The organism is Aminobacter ciceronei, assembly GCF_014138625.1.
In the GTDB taxonomy this organism is placed as follows: domain Bacteria; phylum Pseudomonadota; class Alphaproteobacteria; order Rhizobiales; family Rhizobiaceae; genus Aminobacter; species Aminobacter ciceronei.
In genome coordinates this window covers 33,081-47,668 of sequence record NZ_JACJHY010000032.1, presented here as the reverse complement: position 1 = coordinate 47,668, position 14,588 = coordinate 33,081, and the positions used below count along the sequence as shown (strand labels likewise).

At 63.3% G+C, this 14,588-nt stretch carries 16 protein-coding genes; 9 read left to right on the top strand and 7 right to left on the bottom strand.

Going from position 1 to position 14,588, the window contains the following annotated elements; translation table 11 throughout:
• Window positions 1–231 precede the first annotated feature (231 nt).
• Entirely contained in the window at window positions 232–885 is a 654-nt protein-coding gene (locus tag HNQ95_RS26470) for a TetR/AcrR family transcriptional regulator (RefSeq protein ID WP_067966206.1), read from the top strand.
• A gap of 17 nt (window positions 886–902) precedes the next feature.
• Complete coding sequence (locus HNQ95_RS26465) at window positions 903–1,934, top strand: histone deacetylase family protein (RefSeq protein WP_067958628.1); 1,032 nt, start codon at window positions 903–905, stop codon at window positions 1,932–1,934.
• A 92-nt stretch (window positions 1,935–2,026) separates the two neighbouring features.
• Here HNQ95_RS26465 and HNQ95_RS26460 read toward each other — a convergent pair whose 3' ends face one another.
• Window positions 2,027–3,214 (bottom strand): TMEM43 family protein, encoded by a 1,188-nt coding sequence (locus tag HNQ95_RS26460; protein ID WP_067958625.1) that lies wholly within the window; start codon window positions 3,212–3,214, stop codon window positions 2,027–2,029.
• Between the two features lie 412 nt (window positions 3,215–3,626).
• Here HNQ95_RS26460 and HNQ95_RS26455 point away from each other — a divergent pair, with 412 nt between their 5' ends.
• Both HNQ95_RS26455 and HNQ95_RS26450 read left to right on the top strand, forming a co-directional pair.
• Window positions 3,627–4,328 (top strand): helix-turn-helix transcriptional regulator, encoded by a 702-nt coding sequence (locus HNQ95_RS26455; RefSeq protein WP_067958623.1) that lies wholly within the window; start codon window positions 3,627–3,629, stop codon window positions 4,326–4,328.
• Window positions 4,325–5,080 (top strand): helix-turn-helix transcriptional regulator, encoded by a 756-nt coding sequence (locus HNQ95_RS26450; RefSeq protein WP_067958621.1) that lies wholly within the window; start codon window positions 4,325–4,327, stop codon window positions 5,078–5,080. The genes HNQ95_RS26455 and HNQ95_RS26450 overlap by 4 nt, the downstream gene beginning before the upstream one ends.
• Before the next feature lie 127 nt (window positions 5,081–5,207).
• On the opposite strand, the gene HNQ95_RS26445 is transcribed toward HNQ95_RS26450, so the two are convergent.
• The 6 genes from HNQ95_RS26445 to motA are packed head-to-tail and all read right to left on the bottom strand — an operon-like array spanning window position 5,208 to window position 10,109.
• Complete coding sequence (locus tag HNQ95_RS26445) at window positions 5,208–5,645, bottom strand: BspJ family T4SS effector nucleomodulin (RefSeq protein WP_067958619.1); 438 nt, start codon at window positions 5,643–5,645, stop codon at window positions 5,208–5,210.
• The gene (gene flhB / locus HNQ95_RS26440) at window positions 5,642–6,718 is read right to left on the bottom strand and encodes a flagellar biosynthesis protein FlhB (protein ID WP_067958617.1); all 1,077 of its coding nucleotides are present in this window, start codon (window positions 6,716–6,718) and stop codon (window positions 5,642–5,644) included. Before flhB ends, HNQ95_RS26445 begins: the two co-directional genes overlap by 4 nt.
• A gap of 26 nt (window positions 6,719–6,744) precedes the next feature.
• Window positions 6,745–7,758, bottom strand: a complete 1,014-nt coding sequence (locus tag HNQ95_RS26435; protein WP_067958615.1) for a flagellar motor switch protein FliG — start codon at window positions 7,756–7,758, stop codon at window positions 6,745–6,747.
• Between the two features lie 49 nt (window positions 7,759–7,807).
• The gene (fliN, locus tag HNQ95_RS26430) at window positions 7,808–8,212 is read right to left on the bottom strand and encodes a flagellar motor switch protein FliN (protein WP_067958613.1); all 405 of its coding nucleotides are present in this window, start codon (window positions 8,210–8,212) and stop codon (window positions 7,808–7,810) included.
• A gap of 52 nt (window positions 8,213–8,264) precedes the next feature.
• Window positions 8,265–9,197, bottom strand: coding sequence for a FliM/FliN family flagellar motor switch protein (locus tag HNQ95_RS26425; RefSeq protein WP_067958603.1), 933 nt, complete (start codon window positions 9,195–9,197; stop codon window positions 8,265–8,267).
• 36 nt (window positions 9,198–9,233) lie between these two features.
• A complete protein-coding gene (motA, locus tag HNQ95_RS26420; protein ID WP_067958601.1) occupies window positions 9,234–10,109 on the bottom strand; it encodes a flagellar motor stator protein MotA in 876 nt (291 codons plus the stop codon).
• Between the two features lie 154 nt (window positions 10,110–10,263).
• On the opposite strand from motA, the gene HNQ95_RS26415 reads away from it, so the two are divergent.
• The 5 genes from HNQ95_RS26415 to flgB all read left to right on the top strand — a co-directional run bounded on the left by HNQ95_RS26415 (window position 10,264) and on the right by flgB (window position 14,583).
• A complete protein-coding gene (locus HNQ95_RS26415) occupies window positions 10,264–11,388 on the top strand; it encodes a DUF1217 domain-containing protein (RefSeq protein WP_067958597.1) in 1,125 nt (374 codons plus the stop codon).
• Window positions 11,389–11,395: 7 nt separating this feature from the next.
• Window positions 11,396–12,118, top strand: a complete 723-nt coding sequence (gene flgF, locus HNQ95_RS26410) for a flagellar basal-body rod protein FlgF (RefSeq protein ID WP_067958594.1) — start codon at window positions 11,396–11,398, stop codon at window positions 12,116–12,118.
• The gene (gene fliI / locus HNQ95_RS26405) at window positions 12,119–13,519 is read left to right on the top strand and encodes a flagellar protein export ATPase FliI (RefSeq protein WP_067958590.1); all 1,401 of its coding nucleotides are present in this window, start codon (window positions 12,119–12,121) and stop codon (window positions 13,517–13,519) included.
• Window positions 13,503–14,132 (top strand): hypothetical protein, encoded by a 630-nt coding sequence (locus HNQ95_RS26400; protein ID WP_067958581.1) that lies wholly within the window; start codon window positions 13,503–13,505, stop codon window positions 14,130–14,132. The genes fliI and HNQ95_RS26400 overlap by 17 nt, the downstream gene beginning before the upstream one ends.
• A 70-nt stretch (window positions 14,133–14,202) precedes the next feature.
• Window positions 14,203–14,583, top strand: a complete 381-nt coding sequence (gene flgB, locus HNQ95_RS26395) for a flagellar basal body rod protein FlgB (protein WP_067958577.1) — start codon at window positions 14,203–14,205, stop codon at window positions 14,581–14,583.
• The last annotated feature ends 5 nt before the right edge of the window (window positions 14,584–14,588 follow it).

Below are 14,588 nucleotides of genomic sequence, written 5' to 3'. Positions count from 1 at the left end.
CTGATACCGTTCACGCCCGCACCGGCTGCCCCGTCCCAAGGAGTGGCGCAACCAGACAGCAGGCTGAGGCCGGTTCGCTGTCCCAAGGAATTCCTCTTTCCCTAAAGACAGCATCGAGAAAAAATGCGACTAATTATTCGCGTTTGTCAATATGCGGGTTTTCCGGGGATGCGTTGTGGAGGACGCCCCTGGTGTATGCTGGCGACGAGCAGGGAGCGAGAAGTCCAGTCCGTGAAGAGCAGTCTCACAAAGAAGGCCACGACGGCGCTTAGCCCGCGCAAACAGCCGCGACAGGAACGGTCGAGCAAGGTCGTCGACAGGATCCTCGACGCCGCCCTGATCCTGACCAGGGAACAGGGAACCAAGACGCCGACGACGCTGGCCATCGCCCAGCGCGCCGGCCTGTCGGTCGGCTCGATCTACCAGTACTTCCCCAACAAGGAAGCCATCCTGCTCGACCTTGCCCGGCGCTGGCTCGGTGCCTTCCCGGAAGTGATCGCCAAGCGCATTGCGGCTCCCCGCCCGACCAATCGCGACGAATTCCAGCAGGAGGTGGACAAGCTCTTCGTCGACACCTCCCGGCTCTATCTCGACAACGCCACGCTGATGCCGGTCATCGAGGCGATCACCGGCAATCCCGACCTCCGTCCGATCCAGAACGAGTATGACGACCAGATCATCGCGCTCTATGCAGCCTGGCTGCAGCATGTGAACCCGGCGCTCGACGACGGCATCGCCAGCCGGCTCGGCGTGGTGATGATGGAAGTCGGCCACGTCTGCCGTCTCGTCGGGCTCAAGCGCGACCGCAAGGCCTTCGATCTCATCCAGGACGACGTCAAGACCATGTGGCTTGCCCTCGTCGACCCCTATCTCGACCTCAACTAGAACCAGGAAGGATTTTCATGAAGACAGTCTTTTCGCCGCTTCACGCCGGCCACAGCGGCCAGATGGAGCTTGTCGCCGGCGCCATCGTGCCCGGCTTCGAAAAACCCTCGCGGGCCGAGATCATCAAGGCGCGGGTCGAAGACCAGAAGCTCGGCGATATCCTGGCGCCCGAGATACATGACCTCGCCGCCGCCAAGCGCGTGCACGCGGCCGACTATATCGATTTCCTGCCGACCGTCTGGCCGGAATGGGAAGCAGCAGAGAAAACCGGCTCGGCCATCCCCTTCGCCTGGCCGACACGCGGCCTGCGCGGCGACGTGCGCCCGCAGACCATCGAGGCATTGCTCGGCTACTATTCCTTCGACGGCGGCGCGAGCTTCGTGAAGGGGACCTGGGATGCCATCAAGTCATCCTATGACGTGGCGCTGACAGCAGCTCAACTCGTCAAGGCCGGCGAACGTGCCGCCTTCGCGCTCTGCCGTCCGCCGGGCCACCACGCCGGTGCCGCCTTCATGGGCGGCTACTGTTTCATCAACAACGCCGCCGTCGCCGCCCAGTGGTTCCGCGACCAGGGCGCAAAGCGCGTCGCCGTGCTCGACGTCGACTATCACCACGGCAACGGCACTCAGGAGATTTTCTACTCACGCGCCGACATCCAGGTCATCAACCTGCATGGCGACCCGATGACCGAGTATCCGTTCTTCCTCGGCCATGCCGACGAACGCGGTTCGGGCGAAGGCGAAGGCTTCAACATCAACTACCCGATGCCCTTCGGCACCACCTTCGACAAATGGAACGAGGCACTGGAAGACGCCTGCCGGAAGCTCGCTGCCTATGCGCCTGACGTGGTCGTGGTCTCGCTCGGCGTCGACACCTTCGAGAAGGACCCGATCAGCCACTTCAAGCTGACCAGCGCCGACTATCCGAAGATCGGTGCCCGCATCGCCAAGCTCGGCCTGCCGACCTTGTTCGTCATGGAAGGCGGTTACGCCGTCGACGAGATCGGCGTCAATGCCGTCGGCGTGCTGACCGGCTTCGAGGGACGGTAATCCTCAAGCTCTCCCTTCTCCCCGCTTGCGGGGAGAAGGTGCCCAGAAGGAGCGGATCAGAGGCAGCACCGGGCTGCCCAGCCGTTCTCAGGTCACTGCGCCGAAACAGTTCCCGCAGCCGCCAGTGCCGCTGCCTTCTTCCGTCCAAGCCGCGTCAGCAGCCAGGCAACCGCAAGCCCGCCAAGCGCGATGCCTATCGCCAGCAGCGGCCGGTACCAGAACCATGCGACCGCGATCGTTGCAGTGCCCACCAGCAAGGCCAGTACGAAGGCGACAAGCCCGGTGCCCATGCGCACCATCGAGCCTATGAAGGGGATCACATCGGCAATCACGCCGAGTGGCGCCAGCAGCAGCCCGAAGCCGATTGCCAGCAACAGCAGGCAGCCGACGCGCACCAGCCAGGTGATGATGGTGTTGGCACTGACTGCGTCGGCGAACATCTTTTCCGCCGGCACCCTGCCGCTGTCGACAAGCAGCAGCTCGTCGCCGGCCACCGTCTGGTAGGGCGCAAACCGCTCGCCCGTCTGGCGGCCGATGACACTGATGTCGCCGAGCGGTACCAGCCGGTACTCGATGCGGTAGTCACCGATGGCTGGAGAAGCCGGATTTGCGCCGAGATAGATGCGCCCGTCCAAGACGTTGACGCGCTCGGTGCCGGGATAGGCGGCGGCAATGTCCGGCAACTGGCTCGGCGTGATGGTCAGCGGATTGCTGTCGCCGATGCGGTCGAACACCGGCTCGTCAAGCGTAAAGGCGCCAAGCTTGCCTTCACGGATCTGAAACGTGCGCGAGCCGAGCGCCATGGCGGGGTTCTGATGATTGGCCGGCTGCTTGAACTCGGCCGAGTCGATCGGCCGGTCCTGCCATTCCTTGGCGTAGCTGTAAGTGGTGACGGTTTCCTCGCCACCGCCCAGCTTGGTGTTGGTCTCCGATTTGGAATTCTCCACCCACTGGAACATCTCGACGGTGCGCACCAGCCGCACGCCCTTGGCCTCGATGGCAAAGTCCGGATCGCTGACTGCGTCAGAGGTCATCACGGGCCCCGTGGTGTGCACCAGCTCGCCCTCATTGGCGGCGTCGATCTTGTCGACGGGCACCGACACAACCGCACCGGCGCCCTCCGCCAGCGAGCGCGCCGTGGTCACCGCCCGGCCCTCGTTCCAGAACAGCACCACGACCATGGCAAGGACGAGGACAAACCCGACCAGCACGCCTCCGACCGAGCGCCTGATGCGCCCGAACCACGACACGCTGGTCACTTCACGAAACTGATCGCTCATCTGCTATCCCTGCCCCACGCGACGCAGCGTTAAGCCGAACGGGCCAGGCGATCAATGGCCATTCTCGCGAAGCTTTCCCGAAGGTTTCCGCAGCGTTTCCGGCTGCCTTGAGTCTGTCGAAGGACTCTGAATTAACTTTTTGTCAATTCTGTTTGCGGAGCGATTCGCGAGGGGTTAAATTGAACCCGAATCAGCCGGTCCACGGGGGGCGCGGCGAACCACCAACTCTCTGAAATACCGGGATTTTTCTCGGTTGAGAGCGCGTCAGGCTTCGCGCGACCCGCACGGATTCGGCCGATGGATGCATAAGGCGTCCGCGTCGCGTTTCTAGCGTCATAGTCACGAGTATTTCGACCGGTTCGGGCGCCGCCCAGACCAGGTACCCTTATGGATTCCGGCAGAAGTTTCTGAAATGACCGCCCTCGCCGCTCGCAACGAACAGACCACCGTCGCAGCAAGGCTCGCATCCAGAAGCGATCTCACCGCTTTTTTCATGAACCTGACCGACGAGATCGGTGCAGACGGCTACATGCTGGTCGCCATCGCCCAGGATCAGGAGCGCGACAATCTCCAGATCATCGCCTCGAACTGGATCTACGACGCCATCCAGCTCGCCGGCCATGCACTGATCGCCGGTCTGGCTCAGGGCCCGTTCGCCAGTGCGCCGGGCGCACGCCCGCAGAGCGTGCTGGCCTCCCAGGCGCCCGCCATTCTCGGCGGCGAGGAAGCCCGCCTGCTCGACGTGCTCGGCCATGCCGAAATCTTCGCACTTCGCCTGCATGTCGGCCGCCAACGCCTGTTCGTATTGTTCTCGGCTGCCGAGGCCGGTCGCATCGATCCGAACGTCATGCCGCGCACCCAGCTCGAATGTTGCTATGCCCTGTCGCAGGCGCCCAGCGTGCTGGCCGCAGCGACAATGCAGGACCCCTTGTCGGACCGCGAGCGGGAGTGCCTGTTCTGGGTCTCCGAGGGCAAGACCACCGACGAGGTGGCGCTGATCCTCGGCGTGTCGTCCAACACCGTCAACAGCTACATCACCCACGCGATCCAGAAACTGTCGGCCTCCAATCGCGCCATGGCGATTGCGACCGCAATCAGGAGCGGCATCATTTGAGCTACGCCCAGGCAAAGCAGCTGAGCCGCGCACGCGATTATGAACAGGATGTTCCGTCCGCCCCTCACCCGATCGGCTTGCAAGCCGTAACGCTCGCGGACGCCGCCAAGCGCTGCCGCTGGATCTCGGTCGATCTCGGCGCGCGCGATTTCGCGCTGTGCCTGGCAGGTCCACCCGCAGAAAGCGGCCGGCTGACGGCATGCTTTGATTCCGACTATCCCGGCTCCATGTCGGCTGCCCGCCTGCTCGGCGGCGGCATCGGCGAACACCTGATGCGCCATGCGCGCCAGTCGACCGCGCCATGCTGGTGGACGGATGACGCTGATGCCCCTGAGGTCTTTTCAGCACTCACCTGGACCAGCCGCATCGAACCACTCGCCCAGAGTGGCCGCGGCATCGCATTTCCTGTTTACACCGATCGCGGCCAGGTCGGCCTCTTCATCTTCGGCGGCCCGGAGCTTTCACCCAACCCGCAGACGCTGCACGACCTGCACGGCCGCTGCTTTGCGCTGTTCGATGCGGTGTCGCGCATCATCTCGCCCCAGTCACGCGACCTCCCGTCGATGTCGCGCCGCGAGATCGAGTGCCTGAAGCTGACCTCTCGCGGCTACACCAGCGAAGAGATCGCCAAGCTGCTCAAGCTTTCGGTGCACACCGCCAACCAGTATCTCACCCAGACGACGCAGAAGCTCAACGCCGTCAACCGCATGCATGCGGTCGCCAAGGCGCTGCGGCTGGGCCTGATCGACTAGCGCTGGTCGGGGTTTCGGGTCAGGCCGAGCCAAAAATGGCCGGTACCGAGAACCGGAGCGTACATTCAACCTACGTGAGCACCGGAAGCGAAGGGAGCAGGCATTCGCAGGCCGGCATCACTCGAATCTAGGCAGCTTCAGCCTGCGGAGTCCGCCTGATCATCGCATGCTGGATGGCGGCGGCGAGATATTCCGTGTTCTTTTCCGGCTCCGGATCCGGTTTCTCGAACGACACATAGTGGACTTCCACTGACGCGTTGGTCGCCGTCATCGACAGCTGGAAATAGACCACCGCCCCTTCCGGCCTGAGCTCGAGGTCAAGAACGATGCGCGGGCTACCCGTCCAGCTGACATGCGCCTCACCGCCCAGTCCGAGGCGCAGCGCGCCCGGCATGAAATAGAGCTCCGCCGCAGAATCGACCAGGTCGGCCACGTTGGCAAAATGCTCGAGCCTGATGAAGGCGATGTAGTCGGCAAGGTCGACGAGGCGCAATTCGCGCACCACCGGCTGGATCGCCGTTGCAACAAGTACTTCACGGGTCGAAGCGTACTGCTGATTTTTCATGACGGATTGCGCTGAGCCTTGTTTCCGTAAACGATCCGCACCAGTTCGGCGACGGCCTGGTAGAACTGCGATGGAATGACACTATCCACTGAAACTTGCTTGTACATGGAGCGGGCGAGCGCCACGTCTTCGAACACTGGAATGCCGTTCAGTTCGGCTATTTCGCGGATCTTCAAAGCGACCAGGTCCTGCCCCTTGGCGAGCACGACAGGTGCTGCATCCTCGTTGCGGACGTAGCGCAACGCGATGGCGAAGTGAGTCGGATTGGCGATCACCAGCGTCGCCTTGGGCACCGCGGTCATCATGCGCTGGCGAGCGCGGTCGCGGGCGATCGAGCGCAGCCGGGCCTTGACGATCGGATCGCCTTCCGACTGCTTCATCTCGTCCTTGACCTCCTGCTTGGTCATGCGCTGTTCCTGGAACCAGTGGAAGCGTGACCACACGATGTCGGCGACGCCGATCACCCCCATGACGAAGACGATCGCCACCAGGATGTCGACGGTGATGCCGCGGATGACGTCGCCAAAGGCCACCGGATTGGTGATCATACCGGCCAGCAGCCGGCGATGATCGTCCGACAGCACGAAGTAAAGCACGATCATCACGAAGCCGAGCTTGCCCAGCGACTTCAGGAATTCGACAAGGCCCTGGGCGCCGAACATGCGCTTCCAGCCCTTGGTCAGGGAAATGCGTTCGGCTTGCGGGCGGATGCGCTCGCCGACGAACTGCGGCACGTTCTGGATCAGCGACGCACCGACGCCCGCCACGATCAGCATCACGAACAGGCTGGCGACCGCGCGTGCGATCTCGACCGCCACCGCCTGGTAGAGTTCGATGACGTCGCGCTCGGTGCCGAGCGGCCAGGCCTCGGGCTTTTCGAGGAAATTGGACAGGAAGACGCCGAGTTCGGCGACCGACGAGCTGGCAAAGAACACGGCATAGACCATGATCGCCAGGAACGAGGTGAAGATCGCGACTTCCTTGGAGACGGGCAGCTTGCCCTTCTCCATCGTGTCGCGGATTTTCTTCTCTGTCGGCTCTTCTGTTTTGGAGTCTTTGTCCTCGTCCGACATTGCTCAGCAGACCGCGTCGGATAAGGTCAGGCGGCGTCTTGCGCGGATGGCAATTCGAGGAGGCCCTCGTTTGACATGCGCAAGGCAGTAGAAGCGATGGTCTTGCGGGCACGCAGGATGTCGGCCGGTTGAATGCCTTCCGATCCCTGGCTCAGTTCGGACTCGATCATGCGGCGCGAGCGCGCGCTGATCGACGACAGCACGGCCTCGGCGAGCGGCAGCGGCGTTCCACGCAGGGCCATGGTGATGAGTTCGGTCGAGAGTCCATCGAACAGAGCCACGCGCGCCTTCTGCGACATCGACGTGATGTCTTCGAAGGAGAACAGGCGGGCGCGGATGGCATCGAGATCGGCCATGCCGACTTCCCGCAGGTCGCTCATCACCTCTTCGAGCTGCGACTTGTCCAGTTCGTTGAGGACGCTGGCGACGCGCGTTTGTCCGACCGATGTATCCTTCTGGGCGCTCTCGGTCAGCACGTGGTTGCGCAGCTGCTGCTCGACCAGCTTGGTCGCCGCCTCGGGCACGTTGGCCAATTCCATCATGCGCTTGATGATCTCGCTGCGCACCGGCTTTTCCATCGACAACACCACGCGTGCCGCATAGGTCGGCGCCAGGTTGGACAGGATCATCGCCGCGGTCTGCGGATGCTCATTCGCAAGGAAAGTGCCGATCTGCGTTGCTTCGAGCCTTTCGACCTGCGGCCACACCGGCGGCAGGTTATCCTTGATCATCAAGGGTTCGCCATTGCCCATCAGGGCGTTCATTTCTTCCGGCGACAGCGACTCGTTGAGGATGGTGTCCATCTTGTCGGCGGAATCGAGCAGGCCGGCACCTTCGGTGAACTCGGCCTCGAACTCGGCGACGATCCGTTCGAGATCGGCCTGGGGAATCGTACGCAGCAGCCGCGCGCCTTCGATGAGCGCCTTGAGCTCCTCCTGCTTGAAGAACTTCAGCAGACGGCTGGCCGAGGGCTTGCCCATGGCCACCAAAATAGCCGCAGCCTTCTGTGGCCGCGTCAGCGACGCCAGCGACGTGGTCATGCGGAGGTCTCTCTGGAAGCAGGGGTAAGCACAGTCAAAAGTCCAGTCCTCAGGCGCTCTTCGTCGCCGCTACGATTTCGGTCAGGCGGATGCCGAAACGCGACGGATCGCTCTCAAGTACCGTGATTTCGCCACGTGCGATACGCCTTCCGTTGACCACGACGTCGACAGGTTCGCCGATGCGGCGGTCGAGCGCAACCGTCGAGCCCTTCTGCAGCGCCATCAGCTCCGACACCGGCATTTCGGTGCTGCCGAGCACGATCTGCACTTCGACCGGAATGCCGAAGATCACGCTGCTGTTGCCGGCTGCCGCCGCTGCACCGCCGGCGCTTGGCCGCTTTTCCTCTTCGCTCAGCACGCCGCGCAATTCTTCGATGGCACGATTGAGCTGATCGTCCTCGACTTCTTCGATTTCGGGCTTTTCGACCTCGGGCTTGGACTGTGCCTTGCTCATCGGTGTTCTCCAGTTCTGTCGTTCGCGGCGGCTGGTGCTGCTGGGCAGCAGCTCAACCCGCGACGATCCCTTCAATTGTTTCTTCTGTAGAGTCGAACGGACGCCGGATGCGTACTGTGTAATTCTGGCCGAGCTTGCCGAACTCGCAGGCAAACAGTGTCTTGCCGCGAGCGGCGATGACAGCGTTGGACTGGGTGTTCTCGGCGAGCTCGATGACCTGCCCGACCTGGAGACCAGTCAGTTCGCCAAGCGTCATGCGCCCGATCGGCATCGAGGCCTCCAGCCTCACGGTCGAGCGCATCAGCTCGTCGGAGAAGCGCGAGCGCCATTCGGTGGTCGGAGCAGCACTCGTCTCGACCTCTGCCGGGCGGCGATCCGAAACCAGCACGCGCTGCGGCAGCGTCAGCGTCAGCGTACCGCGCGAAGCCATCGTCGACACGGTCAGCACGATGCGCGCCGACGGCCCGTCGCGAAACACATGCTTCTTCATCATCGCGCCGGTGATCGCGTCGGGCGCCGGCAGCTTGACGCCAAGGCCACCGTCCGGCCCCTGCGCGTTCATCGCGCGCGCCACATCCTGGATCAGCAGCGAGACAACGCCAAGCTCGATCGACGACAGATCGCGGTCGATCGGGGCAATGTCGCGGCCGGCATCACCGCCGAACATCAGGTTGACCAGGATGGCGATCGCCTGCGGATCAAACGTCATCACCAGGCCATCGGGCGAAAGCTTGGTCGGGGCGACGGTCATCGCCTGGTTGCTCTTGCCTGCCTTGGCATCCGTCATGCGGCCAAGCTTGATCTCGCCAACCTCGACGAAGACAGACGTTGGCAGTGCGTGGTTGATGGCCTCGGCAATAGCGGTTGCCGCGCGTTCGGCAAGGCGGCGCGCAGCGGCAAGCACTTTCTCCGGCTCGCCGGTATCGCCCAGCAGGCGCTCGATGACGACATCCCGCGGTTCCGCCGGGCTTGCGGTGGTATTCATGACTGGCGATGCCCTTTGTCAGCGTCCCGCATTGGCTCAGGCGGCCTTCTTCTCGACGATCGCCGTGTTCAGCGTGCTCTGCTCCACCGAATCGATCGACGGACGATCATAAGACGAGATCGTCTTGCGGCCGAACTCGATTGCAACCTGCGGCAGCGAGCCGTTCATGTAGGCAAGCAGCGTCTGCTTCACGACGATGTAGAGGCGGTTCTTCTTCTCGCGCACCGTCTTGATCTTGGTGGCGATCGGCGCGACCACGGCATAGGACAGGAAGATGCCGAGGAAGGTGCCGACCAGTGCCGCACCGATCAGGCCGCCGAGGATTTCGGGAGACTGGTCGAGCGCGCCCATCGCCTTGACCACGCCAAGCACCGCAGCAACGATGCCCAGCGCCGGCAGGCCGTCACCAACGGCGATCAGCGCGTGATAGGACTTGAGCTTGTCGGCGCGGATGGTCTGGATTTCCTCGTCCATCAGCGCCTCGATCTCGTGCGAACGGGCATTGCCGATGATGATGATGCGGCAATAGTCGCAGATGAAATGCGTCAGGTCGTAGTTCTTGAGCACCAGCGGATAGGCCTGGAAGATCGGCGAGTCGTCGGGGTTGTCGATATGCGCCTCGACCTCGGACCGGGTCTTGGTGCGCAACTCGCGCATCAGCGAATGCAGCACGCCCAGCGTCTCGAGATAGTCCTGCTCTTTCGGCACTGCCTGCTTGAGCGCTTCGACGATCGCCTTGCCGGTATCCTTGACGGTGGCCATCGGGTTGGCAACCAGGAACGTACCGAGGGCCGCACCGCCAATGATGACGAGTTCCCAAGGCTGCATCAGGACGTCCAGGTGTCCACCCATCGCCATGAAGCCGCCGAGCACACAGCCCAGCGTCACGACGAGTCCGATCAGAATGCCCACAGCAGGTCCTTCCGCACTTTCAAAGCAACATACAGGCACAGATAGCGGCCGTGCCTTGTGTGAGGCTTGAAGGATCATCGCAATGCCATTCAGCCTCGCGCAAGCAATGGGGCGTAGCCTTCACCGTCTATGCTGCGGCGGAAGGGCTGTTGTCGTGCTCAATACCTATACAAGCTACCACCTGATCGCGCGGGATCTCGGCAAGGCCTTGGATCGCGTGGAGAACCAGCCCACTGTCGAGCGCGACACCGAGTACTATCTCAAGAACATCACCAAGGTGAAAAGCATCGACGAGTTCGTCAAGAACGACCGTCTGTTCAAATACGCCATGAAGGCGCACGGCCTGCAGGACATGGCCTACGCCAAGGCCTTCATGGTCAAGGCCCTGAAGGAAGGCGTGGCCAAGGAAGACAGCTTCGCCAACAAGCTGACCGACAAGCGCTACGCCGAATTCGTCAAGAGCTTCAACTTTGCCGAGCTCGGTGACAAGGCCACCGTCTACACCAAGGCGCAGCAGGGCGCGGTCGACAAATACCTGATCCGGGTCAAGCTCGATGGTGTCGACCCCAACTCCGAAGCGGTCAAGAAGGAGGTCAAGTATTACCTCGACAACATCGTCAAGGTGACATCGGCCAAGGACCTTATGTCCGACACCAGGCTCTACACCTTCGCCATGAAATCCTTCGGCATCGAAGGGTCGATCCCCAACAAGGAGATGATGGAAAAGGTACTGGCCGGCGGCGTTCGCGACCCGAAGAGCTACGCCAACCAGATGACGGACAAGCGCTACGCCGCGTTTGCCAGCACCTATAACTTCGAAGCACTCGGCAAGGATGCGACGACCTACAATGCCGCGCAGCGTCCGGCGGTCGACAAGTATGTCCGCCAGACCCTGGAAGAGGACGCCGGCAAGGACAATGAGGGCGTGCGCCTCGCGCTCTATTTCGAGCGCAAGGCCCCCTCGATCACCAGCTTCTACGAAGTGCTCGCCGACCCAGCGCTGGCCAAGGTCGTGCGCACCGCGCTCGGCCTGCCTGAATCATTCGCCTCGGCCAACATCGACCGTCAGGTCAAGCTGTTCGAGGACAAGCTGAAGATCGAGACCTTTGCCAATCCCAAGAAGCTCGGCGAATTCCTCAAGCGCTTCACCAGCCTCTGGGAAATCAACAATCCGTCCTCCCCGGTGCAGGCCTCCGTCGGCACCCTGTTCGGCTCGTCGTCGCCGGCCTACGGCGTTTCGACTGACGTGCTGTTTGCCATGCAGAAACTGAGGTTCTGAGAACATCATGCAGAACGGTCTTTACGTCGCCCTTTCCGCCCAGGTGGCTCTGGAAAAGCGTCTCAACACCATTGCCGACAACGTCGCCAACGCCTCGACTGTCGGCTTCCGTGCCACCGGTGTGAAGTTCGAGGACGTCGTTTCCGGCCTCGGCCCGAAATCCGTCTCCTTCACCTCGCCGGGTGATACCTACCTGTCGACCCAGCATGGCGCGATGCGTGAAACCGGCAACCCGTTCGACTTCGCCATTCGCGGCGACGCATGGTTCGGCATCGAAACGCCTGCTGGCGTCGTGATGACGCGCGACGGCCGCTTCTCGATGACGGCGGAAGGCCAGCTCGTCACCGTCGAGGGCCATCCGGTGCTCGACGCCGGCGGCGCGCCGATGCAGCTTGACCCACGTGCCGGACCGCCCACCGCGGGTTCCGACGGCTCGCTGCGCCAGGACGGACGCCTCGTCGGCGCCATCGGCCTCTATGAGTTCAACCCTGGTACCAATTTCGTCCGTTACGGCAACTCCGGCGTCATTCCGCCGACGGCGCCCGAGCCGGTGGTCGACCGCATGGACGCCGGCATCGTCCAGGGCTTCGTCGAGGAGTCCAACGTCAATCCGATCAAGGAGATGAGCAAGCTCATCATGGTGCAGCGCGCCTTCGAGAACACCGCCGCTCTGATGCGCCAAACCGAAGCGTCGTTCTCCGACGCCATCAAGACGCTCGGCTCGAAGTAAGTGAGCAACGCGCTGGCCAACATCCGCGACGAGCCCCAGGCGGTCCACGACAACCGGCTCGAAGCGCTCGAGCGGATCCAGCACCGCTTCGCCGACGACCGCCTGCTGGTCAGACGCGGCGGGCAAGTGACCGAGATCGCATCTACCCACTACAAGGTCGGCGGCCTGTCGCTCAGCGCGCGCCTCGGCGACATCGTCGAACACCGTGGCCATGGCCGCAACCGGCGCGGCGAGATCGTGCAGATCGGCCGCGACGAGGTGCTGGTGGCGCCTTATGAAAGCAGCGGCGAGGTCGGCGTCGGCGATGCCGTCTTCACGCGTGGGCCGATCGCCATCACGCCGCATCCGAGCTGGCGCGGCCGTGCCATCGACGCGCTCGGCCGCCCCATAGACGGCGGCGCACCGTTGGTCCGCAGTGCCAGGAACGATGCCACCGAAGCGATCCCGCCTGCGGCGCTCGCCCGCCAACGCGTCGAAACAGGCTTCCTGACCGGCGTCCGCGTCATCGACATCTTCACCCCGCTGTGTTTCGGCCAGCGCATGGGCATCTTCGCCGGCTCCGGCGTCGGCAAGTCGACGCTGCTTGCCATGCTCGCCGGTGCGGATGCCTTCGACACCGTCGTCGTCGCCCTGATTGGCGAACGCGGCCGCGAGGTGCGCGAATTCCTCGAAGACACCATCGGCGTCGCTGCCATGGCCAAGACGGTCGCGGTCGTCGCCACCTCGGACGAGAGCGCGATGATGCGCCGCCGCGCGCCCGACACCGCGATGCGTGTCGCCGAGCATTTCCGCGACAAGGGCCACCGCGTCCTGCTGGTGCTCGATTCCATCACCCGTTTTGCCCATGCCCTGCGCGAGGTCGCCATCGGCGCCGGCGAGCCGCCGGTGGCGCGCGGCTATCCCGCCTCCGTCTTCACCGAACTGCCCAAGCTGCTCGAACGCGCCGGCCCCGGCATGGAGGGCACGGGATCGATCACCGCCATCATCTCCGTGCTTGTCGACGGCGACGACCACAACGATCCCGTCGCCGATTCCGTGCGCGGCATTCTCGATGGCCACGTGGTGCTCGACCGTTCCATCGCCGAGCAAGGTCGCTATCCGCCGGTCAATCCACTGGCTTCGATCTCCCGTCTCGCCTCCAAGGCCTGGACGCCGGAGCAGCGCCAGCTCGTCAGCAAACTCAAGGCACTGATCTCGCGCTTCGAGGACACGCGCGACATCCGTCTGCTCGGCGCCTACCAGCCGGGCGCCGATCCCGACCTCGACCTCGCCGTGAAGCAGGTGCCGGTAATCTACGAAGCGCTCGGCCAGTCGCCTGCCGACGGGCCCTCGCTCGATCCGTTCTCCGACCTCGCACGCCATCTGAAATCCAGGGATAGAACACATGTTCAGGCGGAATGACCCGGCAAGCGAATTCCTGGAGATGATCGGCTCCAAGGATGAGCCGCGCACGCTGATGCAGCGGCTCGGCCTGAAGCGCGGGCCGCTGACCATCACGCCGAAGCACGAGAAAAAGCGTGATCACCGCAGCGATTTCATCATCGCCGCCCTCGGCATCGCACTCGGGCTCACCTGCGCGCTGTTTCCCTGGTACATCTTCTTCAATCAGGACAAGTTCGGCATCCGGGCGATGAAATTCTCCGGCGGCGGTCAGAACGACCAGGCGGTCCCGCTTGTCATGGGCGAGCAGGTCGAACGTGTCGGCGCGCCGATGACGGCCGAAGACATTCCGCCGATGAAGCTCGACCTGTTTGCCACCGGCTCGCTGCGCCCCAACAAGGATGAAGCTGGTCTTGCCGGCATAGCCGAACAGCCCTTTCCCGGACCGAAGATCGAATTCAAGCTCGTGCACATCGCCAATGGCCGCGCCATGGTCGAGGACGACGCCGGTGTCTGGGTGGTGCAACGCGGCTCCGTGCTGCCCGATTCGAGCCGCGTTGCATCGATCGAACAGCGCGACGGTAAATGGGTGCTTGTCACCTCGCGCGAAGAGGTCTTCCAGGTCGCGCAGTAGCGGCCGGGCCCCGCGCAAGGCCCGCGCAAGACTGAGGCCATAGTGTTTGGAAATCTGCTCGGAGATTTCCATGGACCCCGTCAACCTGTTCGATCTGGCTGCCCAGCAGGCTCGCTGGCTCTCAGTGCGCCAGAACGCCATCGCCGGTAACGTCGCCAACGCCAACACGCCCGGCTATCGGACCAACGACATCGAGCCCTTCGAGAAAGTGCTCGACCGTTCGCGCGTCGCCATGGCGTCGACCCAGACGGGCCACCTCACCGGCGGCGCCACCGAAGCCGGTTACGCCATCAGGCCGGAGGATCCCAAGCACGCCGTTCTGCCTTCGGACAATACAGTTGCCGTCGAGGAAGAGCTCATGAAAGCCGGCGAAGTCCGCCGCTCGTTCGAACTCAACACGGCCATCGTCAAGGCCTTCCACCGCATGATCATGCTGAGCACGAAGGCCTGACCGGG